General features: G+C 73.0%; 13 protein-coding genes. 6 read left to right on the plus strand and 7 right to left on the minus strand.

Annotated elements, in window-relative coordinates:
* Positions 1-11 precede the first annotated feature (11 nt).
* Positions 12-1,685, minus strand: a complete 1,674-nt coding sequence (locus EV385_RS35195) for a tetratricopeptide repeat-containing diguanylate cyclase (RefSeq protein ID WP_130511188.1) — start codon at positions 1,683-1,685, stop codon at positions 12-14.
* Positions 1,686-1,928: 243 nt separating this feature from the next.
* Between EV385_RS35195 and lepA the strand changes: the two genes are divergently transcribed.
* Entirely contained in the window at positions 1,929-3,806 is a 1,878-nt protein-coding gene (gene lepA, locus EV385_RS22140) for a translation elongation factor 4 (RefSeq protein WP_130511189.1), read from the plus strand.
* A 71-nt stretch (positions 3,807-3,877) separates the two neighbouring features.
* Positions 3,878-4,153, plus strand: coding sequence for a GlsB/YeaQ/YmgE family stress response membrane protein (locus EV385_RS22145; RefSeq protein ID WP_130511190.1), 276 nt, complete (start codon positions 3,878-3,880; stop codon positions 4,151-4,153).
* Positions 4,154-4,201: 48 nt separating this feature from the next.
* On the opposite strand, the gene EV385_RS22150 is transcribed toward EV385_RS22145, so the two are convergent.
* From EV385_RS22150 to EV385_RS22160, 3 genes are all read right to left on the minus strand, one after another.
* Positions 4,202-5,962, minus strand: a complete 1,761-nt coding sequence (locus tag EV385_RS22150) for a PAS domain S-box protein (protein WP_242625011.1) — start codon at positions 5,960-5,962, stop codon at positions 4,202-4,204.
* A gap of 150 nt (positions 5,963-6,112) precedes the next feature.
* Positions 6,113-6,964 carry a hypothetical protein gene (locus EV385_RS22155; protein ID WP_130511191.1) on the minus strand — a complete coding sequence of 284 codons (852 nt, stop codon included), beginning with the start codon at positions 6,962-6,964 and terminating at the stop codon, positions 6,113-6,115.
* 52 nt (positions 6,965-7,016) lie between these two features.
* Positions 7,017-7,796 (minus strand): enoyl-CoA hydratase-related protein, encoded by a 780-nt coding sequence (locus tag EV385_RS22160; RefSeq protein WP_130511192.1) that lies wholly within the window; start codon positions 7,794-7,796, stop codon positions 7,017-7,019.
* Positions 7,797-7,851: 55 nt separating this feature from the next.
* Between EV385_RS22160 and hemW the strand changes: the two genes are divergently transcribed.
* Positions 7,852-9,072, plus strand: coding sequence for a radical SAM family heme chaperone HemW (gene hemW / locus EV385_RS22165; protein WP_130511193.1), 1,221 nt, complete (start codon positions 7,852-7,854; stop codon positions 9,070-9,072).
* A gap of 50 nt (positions 9,073-9,122) precedes the next feature.
* Here the strand turns inward: hemW and EV385_RS22170 are convergent, their stop codons facing one another.
* Positions 9,123-9,761, minus strand: coding sequence for a DUF4870 domain-containing protein (locus EV385_RS22170; RefSeq protein WP_130511194.1), 639 nt, complete (start codon positions 9,759-9,761; stop codon positions 9,123-9,125).
* Positions 9,762-9,958: 197 nt separating this feature from the next.
* On the opposite strand from EV385_RS22170, the gene hrcA reads away from it, so the two are divergent.
* The 3 genes from hrcA (at position 9,959) to EV385_RS22185 (ending at position 13,058) form a co-directional block, all read left to right on the plus strand.
* Positions 9,959-10,981 (plus strand): heat-inducible transcriptional repressor HrcA, encoded by a 1,023-nt coding sequence (gene hrcA / locus EV385_RS22175; RefSeq protein ID WP_130511195.1) that lies wholly within the window; start codon positions 9,959-9,961, stop codon positions 10,979-10,981.
* Between the two features lie 58 nt (positions 10,982-11,039).
* Positions 11,040-12,179, plus strand: coding sequence for a molecular chaperone DnaJ (dnaJ, locus tag EV385_RS22180; protein WP_207230131.1), 1,140 nt, complete (start codon positions 11,040-11,042; stop codon positions 12,177-12,179).
* Between the two features lie 144 nt (positions 12,180-12,323).
* Positions 12,324-13,058 (plus strand): 16S rRNA (uracil(1498)-N(3))-methyltransferase, encoded by a 735-nt coding sequence (locus EV385_RS22185; protein ID WP_130511197.1) that lies wholly within the window; start codon positions 12,324-12,326, stop codon positions 13,056-13,058.
* Between the two features lie 24 nt (positions 13,059-13,082).
* Here the strand turns inward: EV385_RS22185 and EV385_RS35750 are convergent, their stop codons facing one another.
* Both EV385_RS35750 and EV385_RS22195 read right to left on the minus strand, forming a co-directional pair.
* The gene (locus EV385_RS35750) at positions 13,083-13,889 is read right to left on the minus strand and encodes a class I SAM-dependent methyltransferase (RefSeq protein WP_165449554.1); all 807 of its coding nucleotides are present in this window, start codon (positions 13,887-13,889) and stop codon (positions 13,083-13,085) included.
* Between the two features lie 57 nt (positions 13,890-13,946).
* The gene (locus tag EV385_RS22195) at positions 13,947-16,367 is read right to left on the minus strand and encodes a beta-glucosidase family protein (protein WP_130511199.1); all 2,421 of its coding nucleotides are present in this window, start codon (positions 16,365-16,367) and stop codon (positions 13,947-13,949) included.
* Positions 16,368-16,382 lie beyond the last annotated feature (15 nt).

Raw genomic sequence — 16,382 nt, forward strand, 5'->3', positions numbered from 1 at the left:
TTGGAGTCCGGCTACGAGGCCAGGCGGGGCGCGTCGCGCCAGCGCCGGCGCTTCGGCTCGATGGTGGCCGGGGCGACGCTGATCCGGTCCCGGCCGGCCCGCTTCGCCGTGTACAGCGCCGCGTCGGCCTCACCGAGCAGGCTGCTCTGGGTGCTGTCCGCGGTGGCCGCCGCGACGCCGATGCTGGTGGTGACGGGCAGGTCCCCGGTGATCGGCTGCCACGGGTACGCGGCGATCGTGCGGCGCAGCGCCTCCAGCCGGGCCAGCGCCCCGTCCGCGTCGGTGCCGCGCACCACCACCAGGAACTCCTCGCCGCCGAGCCGCGCGGTGAACCCGTCGGGGCCGGTCTCGACCGTGTCGAGCAGGCCGGCCACGGTGGTCAGCACCTGGTCGCCGGCCTCGTGCGAGAGGGTGTCGTTGACCCGCTTGAAGTGGTCCAGGTCGAGCAGGGCGATCGTCACGCGGGAGCCGTCGGCGGCGGCCCGGCGCAGCAGCGGGGGCAGGTGCTCGTCGACGTAGCGGCGGTTGTGCAGGCCGGTGAGGGCGTCGCGATGGGCCTGCTCGCGGAACCATTCGGCCTGCCGGCGCGCCTCGGCCACCTCGAACATCACCCGGCGGTTGCGCGCCTGGATCTCGTGCTGCGCGGAACTGAGCTGCTCCTGGGCGGCGTTGAACTCGCGTACGGCGCGGTAGGCGCGTTCGAAGTCGCCGCCGGCGGCGTGGATCTCGGCCAGCTCGGACAGGGCCTGGGCGGCGTTGGTCACCAGCGGGAGCCGCTCGCACCTGCGCTGTACCTCGGTGACGGTGCCCAGCGCGGCTTCGAGGTCACCGCTGCGCCGCTGCACCAGGGCGAGCGTGAGCAGCAGGTCCGTCTCGGCGTCCACCTCCCGTACGCGGTTCTCCCGCCGGAAGACGGCGATTGCGTCGTGGGCCGCCCGCAGCGCCGCGGGGAGATCGCCGCACAGCATCTCCACCCGGGCGACCGTGTCCAGCACGTTGGAGTTGAGTGGCTCGCCGTGCGCGTGCGCGACTTGGCGCAGCCGCGCGAGCACCTCGCGGGCGCCGGCTCCGTCGCCCGCCTCGTATTCGGTGTAGGCCCAGTTGTTGAGGGCGGCCATCTGCCGGGTCACGATGCCGTGTTCGGCCGCCAGCCGTTCGGCCTGGTCGTAGCGTTCCCGCGCGGCCGGGACGGACCCGGTCATGGCGAATGCGTCGGCAAGCTTGATCAGGCAGCCGATCCGGTTGGCGATCGGGATGGTGTCGTCCAGTGCGCTCACACACTGCAACGTGTGATCCAGCGTCGCGGCCAGGTCGCCCATCAGGTGGTACAGCCGGGCCAGCACGTGGTGGGCGCGGACCTGCACCCGCCGGCAGTCGTGAACCTTCGCCCAGTCCAGGGCGTCGGACAGGATTCGTACCGACTCGGCGGGCTCACCGCGGCATTCGAGCATGTCGGCGCGGAGCAGGCGGGCGCGCCAGAGCAGCTCGGTCTCACCGCTGGCCGCGGCGGCCGCCTCGTAGTGGGCCGCCAGCCGCTCGGCTTCAGCCAGATCGAAGTCGGAACTGTCCTCGTATTCGTCGAGTATCCGGTTCGCCTCGTCGCGATCGAACGGTGCCCGGACGCCGTCCCCGGGCGGCGGCGCGGCCACGTCGGCCGCCGGGTGCTGCTGCGGCACGCCGTTCATCTCGCCTCCCGATCTCGAGTCCCGGCGTACCGATCGACCAGAACCGGTCCGACCTGACCAGGAGGGTGAGCGACCGGGCGAAGCTCACCTGGCCGGGGGCGCCAGCGCGGCGGACGGGTCCGGGGGCGCAGGGCCGCGGGCCGGGTGTGGCCAAGCGCCGGCGCGGGGCGTGGGACGATAGGTGGCGGTCGGCGTGAGCGTTGACCGTCGCAGACGCATCCAGCTCGAGAAGAACGGACGATCGTGCCTGCACCGCTCGACCCCGTGAACGTCATCGGAGCGACCGACCCTGGCCGCATCCGTAACTTCTGCATCATCGCGCACATCGACCACGGCAAGTCGACACTGGCCGACCGCATGCTGCAGATCACCGGGGTGGTCGACCCACGCCAGATGCGCGCGCAGTATCTCGACCGGATGGACATCGAGCGTGAGCGCGGCATCACGATCAAGTCCCAGGCCGTACGCATGCCGTGGGTGGTCCGGGAGGGCGAGCAGCAGGGCGAGTCCGCGGTCCTCAACATGATCGACACCCCGGGCCACGTCGACTTCACATACGAGGTGTCGCGCAGTCTCGCCGCCTGCGAGGGGGCGGTCCTGCTGGTCGACGCCGCGCAGGGGATCGAGGCGCAGACGCTGGCCAACCTGTACCTGGCCATGGAGAACGACCTGCACGTCATCCCGGTGCTCAACAAGATCGACCTGCCGGCCGCCCAGCCCGAGAAGTACGCCGAGGAGCTGGCGAAGCTGATCGGCGTCGAGCCGAGCGACGTGCTGCGCGTCTCCGGCAAGACCGGGGTGGGCGTCGACCACCTGCTCGACGAGATCGTCCGCGAGTTCAAACCTCCGGTCGGGGACGCGGCCGCCCCGGCCCGCGCGATGATCTTCGACTCGGTGTACGACGTCTACCGCGGCGTGGTCACCTACGTCCGGGTGGTGGACGGCCGGATCGAGGCCCGCGACCGGATCAAGATGATGTCGACGGGCGCCGTGCACGAGCTGCTCGAGATCGGGGTGGTCTCACCCGAGATGGAGAAGGCCGGGGCGCTGGGCGTCGGCGAGGTGGGCTACCTGATCACCGGCGTGAAGGACGTGCGCCAGTCCCGGGTCGGCGACACTGTCACCGGCAACGCGCGTCCGGCCGCCGAGCCGTTGGGCGGCTACAAGGACCCGAAGCCGATGGTGTACTCGGGGCTGTACCCGATCGACGGCTCGGACTACCCGGCGCTGCGCGACGCGCTCGACAAGCTCAAGCTCAACGACGCGGCACTGACGTACGAGCCGGAGACCAGCGCGGCGCTGGGCTTCGGGTTCCGCTGCGGCTACCTGGGGCTGCTCCACCTGGAGATCATCGGGGAACGCCTGGAGCGCGAGTTCAACCTCGACCTCATCTCCACCGCACCGAACGTGGTCTACCGCGTCTACACCGAGGACGCGGTGGAGCACGTGGTCACCAACCCGAGCGAGTTCCCCACCGGCAAGATCGCCGAGATCCACGAGCCGGTCGTGCGTTCCACCGTGCTGGTGCCCAACGAGTACGTCGGCGCGGTCATGGAGCTGTGCCAGAGCCGCCGGGGCCAGATGCTCGGCATGGAGTACCTGTCCTCGGAGCGGGTCGAGCTGCGTTACACGCTGCCGCTCGCGGAGATCATCTTCGACTTCTTCGACCAGCTCAAGAGCAAGACCAAGGGCTACGCGTCGCTGGACTACGAGCCCTCGGGGGAACAGGTCGCCGACCTGGTCAAGGTGGACATCCTGCTGCACGGCGAGCCGGTCGACGCGTTCAGCGCCATCGTGCACAAGGACAAGGCCTACACGTACGGGGTCACGATCGCCTCGAAGCTGCAGAAGCTGATTCCGCGCCAGCAGTTCGAGGTGCCCATTCAGGCGGCGATCGGCAGCCGCGTCATCGCCCGCGAAACAATCCGGGCGATCCGCAAGGACGTGCTGGCCAAGTGCTACGGCGGTGACATCAGCCGCAAGCGCAAGCTGCTGGAGAAGCAGAAGGAAGGCAAGAAGCGGATGAAGATGGTCGGCCGGGTGGAGGTGCCCCAGGAGGCCTTCATCGCCGCGCTGTCGACGTCCGATTCGGTCGAATCGAAAGGCACCGGAAAGAAGTAACCCGGGTTTGGGCGGGGTGCGGACGGGAAATTGTGGGGGCCTGAACTTAAGACCCCCCAAGGAGGTTTCCCATGACTGTGACCGGCATCCTCAGCGCCATCATCGTCGGCCTGATCATCGGCGCGCTGGGCCGCCTGGTGGTACCAGGCCGGCAGAACATCCCGATCTGGCTGACCATGGTGATCGGTGTCGGCGCCGCGCTGCTGGGCACCGTGCTGGCCCGGGCGGTGGGCGTCGCGGACACCCGTGGCATGGACTGGACCGAGCTGCTCTTCCAGGTCGTGCTGGCCGCGATCGGGGTCGCGCTGGCGGTCGGTGCGATGGGCCGCCGCGGCATCACCCGCTGAGCCCGGTCGGCATCCGGCCAAACTGAATACCTCACGCCGGCGCGGCGCTCAGTACCGGAACTTGTGCTGGGCGCTGCGCCGGTTGACCCGGGCGGGCAGTTCGCCGACGTGATCGAGCCGGGGGAGCCGCTCACCCGGCTCGTGGCCGTCGGTGACGTCGCGCATGGTCACCACGAAGCCCTGAACCAGCCGGTCCTCGCGCAGATCCCGGTACGTGGCCTCGACGAACACCTGGGTGCCGTCGGGGCGCAGCAGCGCGCAGAACACCACTCCGTCCCCGTCGGCCCGCAGGGCGTCGCGCACCTGCGCCCGGTCGTCGGGGTGCACGAGGTCGTGCAGGGTGGCCAGTGGCGTCAGCTCCGTGACGCCGACGAGCCGGCGTACGGCCGGACTGGCGTACCGGATGTGCTGGTCGGAGTCGATGACCAGCATGGCGTCGGCGGTGTTGCGGATGACCGCCCGCAGGTACAGGTCGCTGTCGCGGCGACCCACGGCGTCGACCAGCGAGATGCGGTCCAGCGCGAGGGCCGCCTGCCCGGCCAGCACCTCCAGGGTGTCACGGGCCGGGCCGAGCGAGTCCCGGGCGCCGGTGAGCACGAGCGCCCCGCCGCTGGGCCGGGCCACCGCGAGCGGTTCCAGCCACAACGGGCAGACCAGGGTCGCCTCACCGTCGGCGGCGGCCGGATCGGGCAGCCACCAACTGCGCTCGCGGTGGCCCACGGCGGCGGAACCCGGCCGGCGTTCGCTCCCGCCGGGCGCGCGGCGGCGGTCGTCCTCGACAATCGCGGGCCGGCGGTCGTCCCCGCCCGGGGCGGCGGTCAGCGCGAGCCTTCGGTGGTCGTCCACGACCGGTGGGGCGGCGATCGCGAGCTGTCGGTCGTCCGTGGCGAACGTGATCCGGTGTACGCCGTCCGGCAGTAGCTGGTGCACGGCGGCGCGGACCGCGTCGTCCACGGCGGGCAGGTCGGCGGCGGCCACCAGGGCGGCGCTGGCCTCGCGCAGCCCCCGTTCCCGGGTCAGCGCCGCGCTGTGCTGGTTGAGCGAGTCGGCCAGCCGGGTGAAGGTGAGCACCACCGTGATCACGCTGGCGGCGGCGATCACCACCCCGTCGGTGACCCCGGTGGTGACCGCCTCGATGAGCAGCACCGCCGGTGGGGTGGCCACGGACACCGCCAGCAGTGCGGCCCACCGGCCGCGCCACGGGGTCGGGCGCGCCTGGTGCGGCGCGGTCAGCCGGGTCATCGACGGGTGCAGCGCGGCGGCACCCCACGAGACGTACAGGATCGTGTAGCCGGTCTCGGCGAGGGGGCCGGGCGTCAGCGGGTAGGTCAGGTCGGCGGCCAGCAGGCCGAGCGCGCCCACCAGTAACAGCAGCGCGGACCAGTTGCGCCACGCCGCCACCGTCAGGCGGGTCGCGACCGCGATCAGCAGCAGGTCGCCGAGCACGTCGGGGGCGGAGATCGCGCCGACGTCGCCGGCGCCGCCGAGCACGAAGACCCACACCACGAGCAGGACCGAACAGGTGAAGGCCAGCAGGTCGATGAGGCGGGCCCGGTCGACCAGGATGGCGCCGCCGCGGGTGAGCTGCAGCAGGGACAGCGCCAGGAGCGGAAACATGATCGCGTACGACAGGTCGGCGGAGGCCGTCTCGCCGAGCGCGTAGCAGACGTCGCCCACGGCGAGGCTGGCCAGCGCGCCGGACAGCAGCAGCCACGGCCCGACGCGGGCGGGCCGGTTCCGGTGAACCCCCACGAGAACGGCGGTGACGCTCGCGGCTCCGAGCACGATCCATTGCACGGCCCCTGACACGCCCTTACTAGTACCAGGGCGGTAGCTGTCTGTCCATGTCGATATATACGCAGCGCAATGACCAGCGATGGTTCGTCACGCCACGGAGAGCAATGTGAACGGACGGGCGTTTCCGCCGGGCGTATCCACTCACATCCGTTGATTTCCTGGTCAGTGGAACACTTCGGCCACCACGGCGCGGCCGCCCGCCGCCTCCGCCGCGGTTACCGGCTGCCACTTGCCCGCGTCGGCGCGCCACTCAAGGTCAGCAAAACGTACCCGTTCGAGGCCGGTGTCGCGGGCGTGGGCGACCAGCCAGTGCGCGTACCGCCAGCCGGTGCCGGCATCGGTCACGCTCAGCGTGAGACCGTCCGCCTGCCGCGCCCGCGACGGGACGCTCGTGCCCCAGTCCCGGCGCAGACCCTCGGCGAGGGCGTCGGCCGCCGCCCTGCCGCGCAGCGCCGGGTCGCCCGGCACGCTGCAGGTCACCGCGCCGGTGGCGCGCCCGGTGAGGGCCCGGGCCAGCACCGCCGACTCGTCCGCCCACTTCTCGTACGCGTTCGGGAACGCCGAGCGCTGCACCTTCTGCGCGGCGTCGGTGACCCGCATCCGCTCCCACCCCTTGACCTTCTTGAGGGCGGAGTAGAACTTGTCGGCGGCGTACCTCGGGTCCTGGATCTTCTCGGGGGTGCCCCAGCCCTGGCTGGGCCGCTGCTGGAACAGCCCGACGGAGTCCCGGTCGCCGTCGCCGAGATTCTCCAGTTTCGACTCCTGGAACGCGGTGGCCAGGGCCACCACCACGGCCCGCTCGGGCATCTTGCGGCGCACGCCGACCGCCGTGATCGTGGCCGCGTTGGCCATCTGCACCGCGTCCAGCGCCACCTGGCCGTCGGCCTGCACGACGCAGTCCGGGCCGAGGCGCGGCAGCTTGCCGCCGAGAGAATTGACCGCGGTCACCACGGCGACCGCGGCCACGAGGACGAGCACCGCGATCAGGACGATCGGCCGTCTTCGCACGCGCACCCCCTCTTCGCTGGCCCCCCAGCGTAGTCAACGGGTGCGCGTCACTCTCCGATCAGCCGTCCGCCGCGCTGGGTACCCAGGAGGCCGGGCGCTTCTCCCGGAACGCCGCCACCCCCTCGACGCCCTCGTCGGAGCGGAAGTAGCCGGCGGACTGTTCGGACAGCTCGGCCAGCTCGTCCTTGATCGAGTCGGACGGCACCCGGCGCAGCAGCTGCTTCGCCCCGGCCAGGGCCAGCGGCCCGCCCCGCACCAGCGAGTCGCGGTACGCGGCGACCGTCGCGTCCAGCGCGTCCTCTTCGACCGCCCGGGTGACGAGCCCGATCTCGGCCGCCCGCACCCCGTCGAAGACGTCCCCGGTCAGGAACAGCTCGGCGGCCGCGCGCGACGACAGGCGCGGCAGCACCGTGGCGCTGATCACAGCCGGGATCACGCCGAGGCGTACCTCGGAGAACGCGAACGTCGCCGCGCGCGTGCAGACCGCGATGTCGGCGGCCGCGACCAGGCCGAGCCCGCCCGCGCGGGCCGGGCCGGCCAGCCGCGCCACCACCGGCTTGGGGAACTCCCACAGCTCGGACAGCACGTCGGCCAGCAGCTCGGCGGGCACCCGGGCGCCCTCCTTCGCCTTCGCGGTCTCCTTCAGGTCGGCGCCCGAGCAGAACACCGGGCCGGTGTGCGTGAGCACCACGGCCCGCACGGCGGGATCGTTCTGCGCTTCGGTGAGCGCGTCGAGCAGCTCTTCCATCAGCTGGCTCGACAGGGCGTTGCGGTTGGCCGGGCTGTCCAGCGTCACGGTGGTGACCCCGGCGGCGGTGGCGGTACGGACCAGATCCATGCGCCCGACCCTATCGGCGGCCGTGCACACTTTGCGGGCCGTGCACACTAGTGACATGCCCGGCCCCCTGCCCGACGGCGAGCCCGTACCCGGTGACGGCTCGCTGCCCGCCGCCGCCCTGACCGACGTGGGCGCGCGGGGCTTCGGCGTCTACGTGCACGTGCCGTTCTGCGCCAGCCGGTGCGGATACTGCGACTTCAACACGTACACGGCCAGCGAGCTGGGCGGCGGCGCGAGCCGGGAGGGCTACGCCGACGCGGTGCTGGCCGAGCTGGCCCTGGCCGCCCGGGTGCTGGACAACCCGCCGGCGCGGGTGGACACGGTCTTCGTCGGCGGCGGCACCCCGACCCTGCTCGACCCGGACGACCTGGCCCGGATCCTGGAGGGCATCGACGCCACCTGGGGGCTGGCCGCCGACGCGGAGGTCACCACCGAGGCCAACCCGGAGTCGGTCACCCCGCGCTCGCTGCAGCGGCTGCGCAAGGCCGGGTACACCCGGATCTCGCTGGGCATGCAGTCGGCCGCACCCGGGGTTCTCCAGGTGCTGGAGCGACGGCACACCGCGGGGCGGGCCCCGCAGGCCGCGACCGAGGCCCGCGAGTCCGGGTTCGACCACGTCAACCTGGACCTGATCTACGGGACGCCGGGGGAGAGCGCCGAGGACTTCGCCGCGTCCCTGGCCGCCGCGACCGGGGCCGGGGTCGACCACGTCAGCGCGTACGCCCTGATCGTGGAGGACGGCACCCGGATGGCCGCGCGGATGCGCCGGGGCGAGCTGCCGTACCCGGATGACGATGTGGCCGCGGACCGTTACCTGGCCGCGGACGCCGCACTCGGCGCGGCCGGGCTGTCCTGGTACGAGGTGAGCAACTGGGCGGCCACGCCCGCCGCCCGGTGCCGGCACAACCTGCTGTACTGGACCGGCGGTGACTGGTGGGGCCTGGGGCCCGGCGCGCACAGCCACGTCGGCGGGGTGCGCTGGTGGAACGTCAAGCATCCGGCGGCGTACGCGGCGCGGCTGGCCGACGGCGTCTCGCCGGGGCAGGCCCGAGAACTGCTCACCGAGACCGACCGGCACACCGAGGACGTCATGCTGCGGGTGCGCCTGGCCGACGGGCTGCCGCTGGCCGCGCTGGACGCACCGGGGCTGGCCGGTGCGCGGCGGGCGCACGACGACGGGCTGCTGGACCCGGCGGCGTACGCGGCCGGGCGGGTGGTGCTGACCCTGCGCGGGCGGCTGCTGGCCGACGCGGTCGTGCGCGACCTGCTGCCGTAGCGCCGCGGCGTTGGCGCCGGGGGTGAACCCGGCGCCACGACCAGGGGCTGTTACTTGATCATCGAGACGGTCATCGGGTACGAGTACGGCTCGTTGTTGTTGGCCTTGACCCCGGCGATGATGCCGAAGATCGTGCCCACGATGATCGCGCCGATCACCGGGATGATGCCGATGACGATGCACATCAGGGCGTAGCCGACCACCGCAATGATCGTCCACAGGAGCTGGAAGTTCAGCGCGGCCACCGCGTGCTGGCGCACGATCGGGGACTGGTTGCCCCGGGCCAGCAACGCGACCAGCGGGCCGATCCAGCCCGCCGCGCCGCCGCCGAAGAACGCGCCCGCCGCGCCGCCGAAGTGGGCGACCAGGATCCAGGTCTTGTCCTCGTTGGCGCCGCCCGGGTTGTAGCCGTACTGCGGCGGGGTGCCCCCGGTCGGGTAGCCACCGCCGGGCGGGGGCCCGTAGCCACCGCCGGGCGGCGGGGCGTACCCGCCCGCGCCGGAGCTGGGCGGCGGGTAGCCCCCGGCCCCCGAGCTGGGCGGCGGGCTGCCGTACGGGGGCGGCTGGGGCGCACCGGGCGGAGGCGGCGGAGCCGACCCGGGCGTCGGCTCGTTGCCCGTGTGTGGGTTGAACGGCGCGGTGGGGTCCGTTGGGTTCCCCTCACCGGGCGGGCGCGGCGGTTCAGTCATGCCAGAGAGGGTAGGGCCGCAGCTCAACACGGTCGAGGTCAACATGCGGACGGCGTCGAAGAATAGACAGTCGGCTAAGGGACCCCGGCCGGGTGGCGCGCGATCATCGCGCCATCGGCCGCGGCGACGTAGACTGGCACTCGCTCAAGCCGAGTGCCAGTCAGGTGCTGACCGACCAGACCGGGGGGAGGGGTCCGATGAGTCTCGATGACCGCAAGCTCGAGGTGCTGCGCGCCATCGTCGAGGACTACGTCGCCACCCAGGAACCGGTGGGCAGCAAGGCCCTGGTGGAGCGGCATCAGCTCGGCGTCTCCCCGGCGACCGTGCGCAACGACATGGCCGTGCTGGAGGAGGAGGGCTACATCCGCCAGCCGCACACCAGCGCGGGGCGGGTGCCGACCGACCTCGGCTACCGGCTGTTCGTCGACCGGCTCTCCCGGGTCAAGCCGCTGAGTCCGGCCGAGCGCCGGGCGATCGAGCGGTTCCTGGCCGGCGCGGTCGACCTCGACGACGTGGTGCACCGTACGGTGCGGCTGCTGGCCCAGCTCACCCGGCACGTCGCCGTGGTGCAGTACCCGAGCCTGTCCCGCTCCGCCGTGCGCCACCTGGAGCTCGTGCCGATCTCCACCACCCGGCTGCTGCTCGTCATGATCACCGACACGGGCCGGGTCGAGCAGCGCCTGGTGGAGCTGCCCGCGCCGGTGGGCCCCGACGACGTCACGGAGCTGCGCCGCCGGTGCAACGAGAAGCTGGCCGGGCAGAAGCTCGCGGACACCCCGCCGCTGGTCCAGGGCCTGGTCGACGAGACCGCCCCGGAGCGCCGTACGACGGTGGCGTGCCTGGCCACGGTGCTGCTGGAGACCCTGGTGGAGCGCGGCGAGGAACGCGTCGCCCTGGCCGGTACGGCCAACCTGGCCCGGGCCAGCGTGCTGGACTTCCAGGGCACCCTGCGCCCCGTCCTGGAGGCGCTGGAGGAGGAGGTCATCCTCCTCAAGCTGATCGGCGAGGTGGAGCCCAGCACCACCCGGGTCCGCATCGGCGACGAGAACAAGATCGACAATCTGCGGTCGACGTCGGTGGTAAGCACGGGCTACGGCCCGGGTGCCACCATCGTCGGTGGGCTCGGCGTGCTGGGCCCCACCCGCATGGACTACCCCGGCACGATCGCTACCGTGCGTGCCGTGGCACGCTACATGGGCGACCTGCTGGCACAGAACTGACGGATCCGCGACGACGAGTGCCCGCACGGGCGTGGCAGACATGAGGACTCGAACCCCAGTGGCCAAGGACTACTACGGAATTCTCGGGATCAACCGGGACGCCACCGACGACGAGATCAAGCGCGCGTACCGCAAGCTCGCTCGCCAGTACCACCCGGACGTCAACCCCGACCCGGAGGCGCACGAGAAGTTCAAGGACATCAACGCGGCGTACGAGGTTCTCTCCGACGACCAGAAGCGGCAGATCGTCGACCTCGGCGGCGACCCCCTCGCTCCCGGGGGCGGCGGTGGACCGGCCGGGCCCGGCGGCGCCGGACCGTTCGTCGGCTTCCAGGACATCATGGACGCCTTCTTCGGCACCGCGGCCGGCGGCGGCGCGCGCGGCCCGCGCCCGCGTACCCGCCCGGGCGCCGACGCGATCCTGCGCCTCGAACTCGACCTGGTCGAGACCGCGTTCGGCGTCGAGGCGCCGATCACGGTCGACACCGCCGTGCTGTGCACCCAGTGCACCGGCGCGGGCACCGCACCCGGCACCCACCTGGCCACCTGCGAGACCTGCGGCGGGCGCGGCGAGGTGCAGTCCGTGCAGCGCACCTTCCTGGGCCAGGTCGTCTCCTCGCGCCCCTGCCAGGTCTGCCAGGGCCACGGCACGGTCATCCCGCACCCGTGCCCGACCTGCGCGGGCGACGGCCGCATCCGTACCCGTCGCTCCCTGACCGTCAAGATCCCGGCCGGGGTCGAGGACGGCATGCGCATCCGCCTGGCCCAGCAGGGCGAGGTCGGCCCGGGCGGCGGCACGGCCGGCGACCTGTATGTCGAGATCCACGAGCGCCCGCACGACGTCTACTCCCGCAAGGGCGACGACCTGCACTGCCGGGTCACGCTGCCGATGACCGCGGCCGCGCTCGGCACCCGGCTGACCATCAAGACCCTCGACAGCGAGGAGGCGATCGAGGTCAAGTCGGGCACCCAGCCCGCCTCCACGCTGCGCATCCGCGGCAAGGGGGTGCCGCACCTGCGCGGCCAGGGACGCGGCGACCTCTTCGTCCACCTCGACGTCAAGACGCCGACCAAGCTCACGGCCGACCAGGAGCGGCTGCTGCGGGAGTTCGCCAAGACCCGCGGCGAGGACGTCGCCGAGCTGAGCAAGCAAGGGGGCTTCTTCTCCCGGATGCGCGACGCCTTCAACGGACATTGAGTTTCTTTTCGGTCCCAGGTCCGTCGTGCTTTCGGGCCGTCGCTCCCGCGGAGACCGGGCGCGGGAGCCCATTCGCCTGGCGGCTCATGAGCGGGCACCCGCACCCTGCCAGGTCCGTGCGATCACAACCGGTACGGTGCGGGCATGTCCGCGCCGCTGTTCCTCGTCGATGACCTGCCCACGGGGCAGACCTTCACGCTGTCCGGGCCCGAGGGTCACCACGCCGCCGACGTGCAACGCATGCGGGTCGGCGAGGGGCTGATCCTGGCCGACGGGCGGGGTGGTTCGGTGGTCGGCTCGGTGTTGCGCGTCGGGCGGGGCAGCGTCGATGTGGCGCTCGGCTCGCGGACCATGTCGCCTGCGCCGGATCCGCGTCTCGTGGTGGTGCAGGGGATCGCCAAGGGGGACCGGGGGGAGCTGGCCGTGCAGGCGATGACCGAGGTGGGGGTGGACGAGATCGTGCCGTGGGCCGCCTCCCGGGCGATCGCCCAGTGGCGTGGGGAGCGCGGGGTGCGGGCCCGGGAGAAGTGGGTGTCCACCGCGCGGGAGGCCGCCAAGCAGGCACGCCGCGCGTGGCTGCCCACGGTCGGTGGGCAGCCGGACTGCACGACGCCGCAGGTGGCGGCCCGGATCTCCGAGGCGAGCGCCGCGTTCGTGCTGCACGAGGAGGCGACCGACCGGCTCACCGCGGCGAAGCTGCCGGACTCCGGCGACATCGTGCTCGTGGTCGGGCCCGAGGGGGGCATCGCCGACGCGGAGCTGGGGCGGTTCGTGGCCGCGGGCGCGGCGCCGGTGCGGCTGGGCGACTCCGTGCTGCGTACCTCGACGGCCGGAGTGGCCGCGCTGGCCGTGCTCGCCACCCGCCTAGGCCGCTGGTGAGTCACGGCGCGCCGGCGGTGGCCGCTACACCCGGCGGGCCGTGGCCAGCGCGGTGTCGAGGACGAACTCGATCGTGCCGCCGTGGGCGTCGATCACCTCGACGACCGAGGCCAGGGCCGCGTCGCGCTCGGCCTCCGGGAGCATCCGGTAGATCGACGTCGTCGTCAGGAACTGCGCGTACGTGTCGGACGGGTACGTCCGGGCCCACCGGTAGTGGCGGCTGCGCAGATCGGTGAAGCGGGCGTCGCCGTGCAGCGCCAGCGGCTCCCACTCCACCGCGAAGTCCTCGACCTCCACGGGCTGCTCGTCGACCCGCCACCGGTGCGATGTTTGCTGGTCCTCCCTGCCCTCCGGCCAGTACCGGCGGTCCACCTCCGCGAGCGCGGCGTGCAGATCGGTGTCCGCCAGCAGGAAGCCGTTCCAGAACAGCGCCAGCAGCCCGCCCGGCGCCAGCGCGGCGTGCGCCAGGTCCAGCCGCCGCTCCGGGTCCACCCAGTGCCACGCCTGCGCGCTGTACAGCAGGCCGTACCCACGGTCGGGTCGCCAGTCCTCGAACGTGCTGGCGACCACCGACACCCCGGGCCGCTCCGCCATCCGGTCGCGCAGCAGGGCCGCCATCCGGGGGTCCGGCTCCACACAGGTCAGTGCGATCCCGTGCGCCGCGAACGCCACCGTCGCCTTGCCGGTGCCGGCGCCGACCTCCAGGGCCGGGCCCTCGCCCGCGTCGGCCAGCACGTCCGTGACGAGCTGCTCCGGATAGCCCGGCCGCAGCCGCTCGTACGTGTCGGCCACCTCGCCGAAGACGCCCCTGCGTTCCCGCTGCACCGTCACCGGTGCCTCCCCTCGCCCGCCGGCACGGTCCACACCGGACCGTCGGCGGCGTGGCGATCAGATGCCGGACGCCGCCGGTACGAGCGTAAGGGTGGCGGTCAGCCGGGGATCGTCCAGTGCGTGCGCGGCGGTGACGTCGTACGCCCCGAACACGGTGCGCCAGCCGGAGTCCCACACCTGCCAGGTGCGTTCGGGCAGCGGGATACGCACCGTGACCCGCTCGCCCGGGTGGGCGGCCACCGGGGCGAACCCGGCCAGCCAGCGCCGGGGGCGCTGCGGGTCGGGCACGGTGGGCCCCGCGTACACCTGGACGACCTCGCGGCCGTACCGGGCGCCCGCGTTGAGCACGGTCACCACGGCCTCGTCCGCGCCCACCTCCAGGGACTCGTACACCCAGGTGGTGTAGCCCAGGCCGTGCCCGAACGCGTATCGCGGCGGGCGGCCCGCGCGCTGCCAGCCCCGGTAGCCGACGAACACGCCCTCGTCGTACCGGACCACCCCGCCGGTCGTGTCGACGGCCAGGACGGGGCAGTCCTGGGCCCGGCGCGGCCAGGTCGTCGGCAGCCGCCCGCCGGGCTCGGCGACGCCGAGCAGCACGTCGGCCAGGGCCGCGCCCGCCGCCTGCCCGGGGAACCAGGTCAGCAGCACCGCGGCCACGTCGTCGGCCCACGGCAGCAGCACCGGTGAGCCCGCGTTGACCACCACGACCGTACGCGGGTTGGCCGCCGCGACCTGCGCCACCAGCTCGTCCTGGCGGCCGGGCAGCGCCAGCGACGGACGGTCGAAGCCCTCCGACTCGACCTGCTCGGTGGTGCCGACCACGACCACGGCCACGTCCGACTCCGCCGCGATCTTCACGGCCTCGGCGATCATGCCGTCGGCGTCCGGGCCGGGCGGCCGGTGCCCGAGGGTGGTGGCGACCGTGTGCGCCAGCCCGGCTGTGATGCTCTGCCGCAGCACCACCTCGACCGGCACCCCCGCCGCCAGCCGCACCCCCACCCGGTGCTCGCGCGGGGACAGCAGCAGTTCGGCGCGCCCGGTCCCGGCCGGGTGCAGGGTTCCGGCGAACCGGGTCTGCCCGCCGACCGACAACTCGAACGTGCCGAAGCCGGATACCGCGAACGTGTGCTCGCCGTCGTCGTCCGGGGTGAAGATGGCGCGCAGTTCCAGCGCGGTGACGTCGGCCGGGGCGAGCCCGCCGGGCAGGTCGCCGATCCACCGCAGGGCGGCGCTGGGCAGCGTGAACACGTGCGCCCGGCCGCCGGTCAGGGTCACCGTGAACCCCTCACCCCACTCGGTGCCCCGGGCGGCGGGCAGGAACGGGCGGGGGTCCGCGCCGACCGCGTACGCGACGTCCACTCCGGACAGTGCCCGGCCCAGCCCCTCCAACGGCGACACCACGTGCGGCGGCGTCACCTGGGCGCTGCCGCCGCCGAGCACCCGGGCGTCCAGGGCCAGGGCGCCGATCACCGCGACCCGGGTCAGCGCGGCCGGTTCCAGCGGCAGGGTGAAGTTCTCGTTGCGGGCCAGCACGAACGAGCGGGTCGCGACCTCGTGGGCGACCGCGTCGCCGTCCAAGTCCGCCGGCGGGGCGGACACGGCCGGTGGCACCCCGTCCAGGAGGCCGACGCGGGCGGCGAGGCGCAGCACCCGCCGTACCTTGTCGTCGACGACGTCTTCCGGCACCTCGCCGGAGCGGACCGCCGCGACCAGCCGCTCGCCCCACGGGTTCTCCATCGCGGGCATGGCGACATCCAGGCCGCCCAGCGCGGCGTCGACCGTGGACCGGGCGGCGCGCCAGTCGGAGACCACCACCCCGTCGAAGCCCCACTCCCGTTTCAGTACGCCGCTCTGCAGCGGCCCGTTGCTGGCCATGGGCAGCCCGTTGACGGCGTTGTAGGCGCTCATCACGGCCCAGGAGCCGGCCGCGACGGCCCGCTCGAACGGCGCCAGGTACAGCTCGCGCAGCGCCCGCTCGCCGATGCGCACGTCCACGGTCATCCGGTCGGTCTCGAAGTCGTTGCCCACGAGGTGCTTGACCGTGGTGCCGACCCCGTGCGCCTGGACCCCGGCCACGAACCCCGCCCCGATCTCACCGCTGAGCAGCGGATCCTCCGAGTAGCACTCGAAGTGCCGGCCGCCCAGTGGGGTGCGCTGCAGGTTGACCGTCGGGCCGAGCAGCAGGTGCACGCCCTTGCGCCGCGATTCCTGGCCGAGCACCAGCCCGGCGGTGCGGGCCAGGTCCGGATCCCAGCTGGCGGCGAGCGCGGTGGGGCTGGGCAGGGTGATCGACGGGTCGTCCGGGGCCCAGCCGGTGCCCCGCACGCCGACCGGACCGTCCGACATGATCAGGGAGCCGAGACCGATGCGGGGCAGGCCGGGCACCGACCAGAAGTCCGCGCCGGTCAGCAGGGAAACCTTCTCGGACAGGTCCAGCTGGGCGAGCAGGGGCTCGATCACCTCGTCGTACTGGGCCATGAGAGCGCTCCCTAG

This window comes from Krasilnikovia cinnamomea (assembly GCF_004217545.1).
Taxonomy (GTDB): Bacteria; Actinomycetota; Actinomycetes; order Mycobacteriales; family Micromonosporaceae; genus Actinoplanes; species Actinoplanes cinnamomeus.

Excerpts from the sequence above, each read along its gene's own strand:
- EV385_RS35195 (WP_130511188.1), bottom strand. The coding sequence starts at position 1,685 with ATGAACGGCGTGCCGCAGCAGCACCCGGCGGCCGACGTGGCCGCGCCG.
- hemW (WP_130511193.1), top strand. The coding sequence starts at position 7,852 with ATGCCCGGCCCCCTGCCCGACGGCGAGCCCGTACCCGGTGACGGCTCG.
- EV385_RS22185 (WP_130511197.1), top strand. The coding sequence starts at position 12,324 with ATGTCCGCGCCGCTGTTCCTCGTCGATGACCTGCCCACGGGGCAGACC.
- EV385_RS22160 (WP_130511192.1), bottom strand. The coding sequence starts at position 7,796 with ATGGATCTGGTCCGTACCGCCACCGCCGCCGGGGTCACCACCGTGACG.
- EV385_RS22195 (WP_130511199.1), bottom strand. The coding sequence starts at position 16,367 with ATGGCCCAGTACGACGAGGTGATCGAGCCCCTGCTCGCCCAGCTGGAC.
- EV385_RS22170 (WP_130511194.1), bottom strand. The coding sequence starts at position 9,761 with ATGACTGAACCGCCGCGCCCGCCCGGTGAGGGGAACCCAACGGACCCC.
- hrcA (WP_130511195.1), top strand. The coding sequence starts at position 9,959 with ATGAGTCTCGATGACCGCAAGCTCGAGGTGCTGCGCGCCATCGTCGAG.
- EV385_RS22145 (WP_130511190.1), top strand. The coding sequence starts at position 3,878 with ATGACTGTGACCGGCATCCTCAGCGCCATCATCGTCGGCCTGATCATC.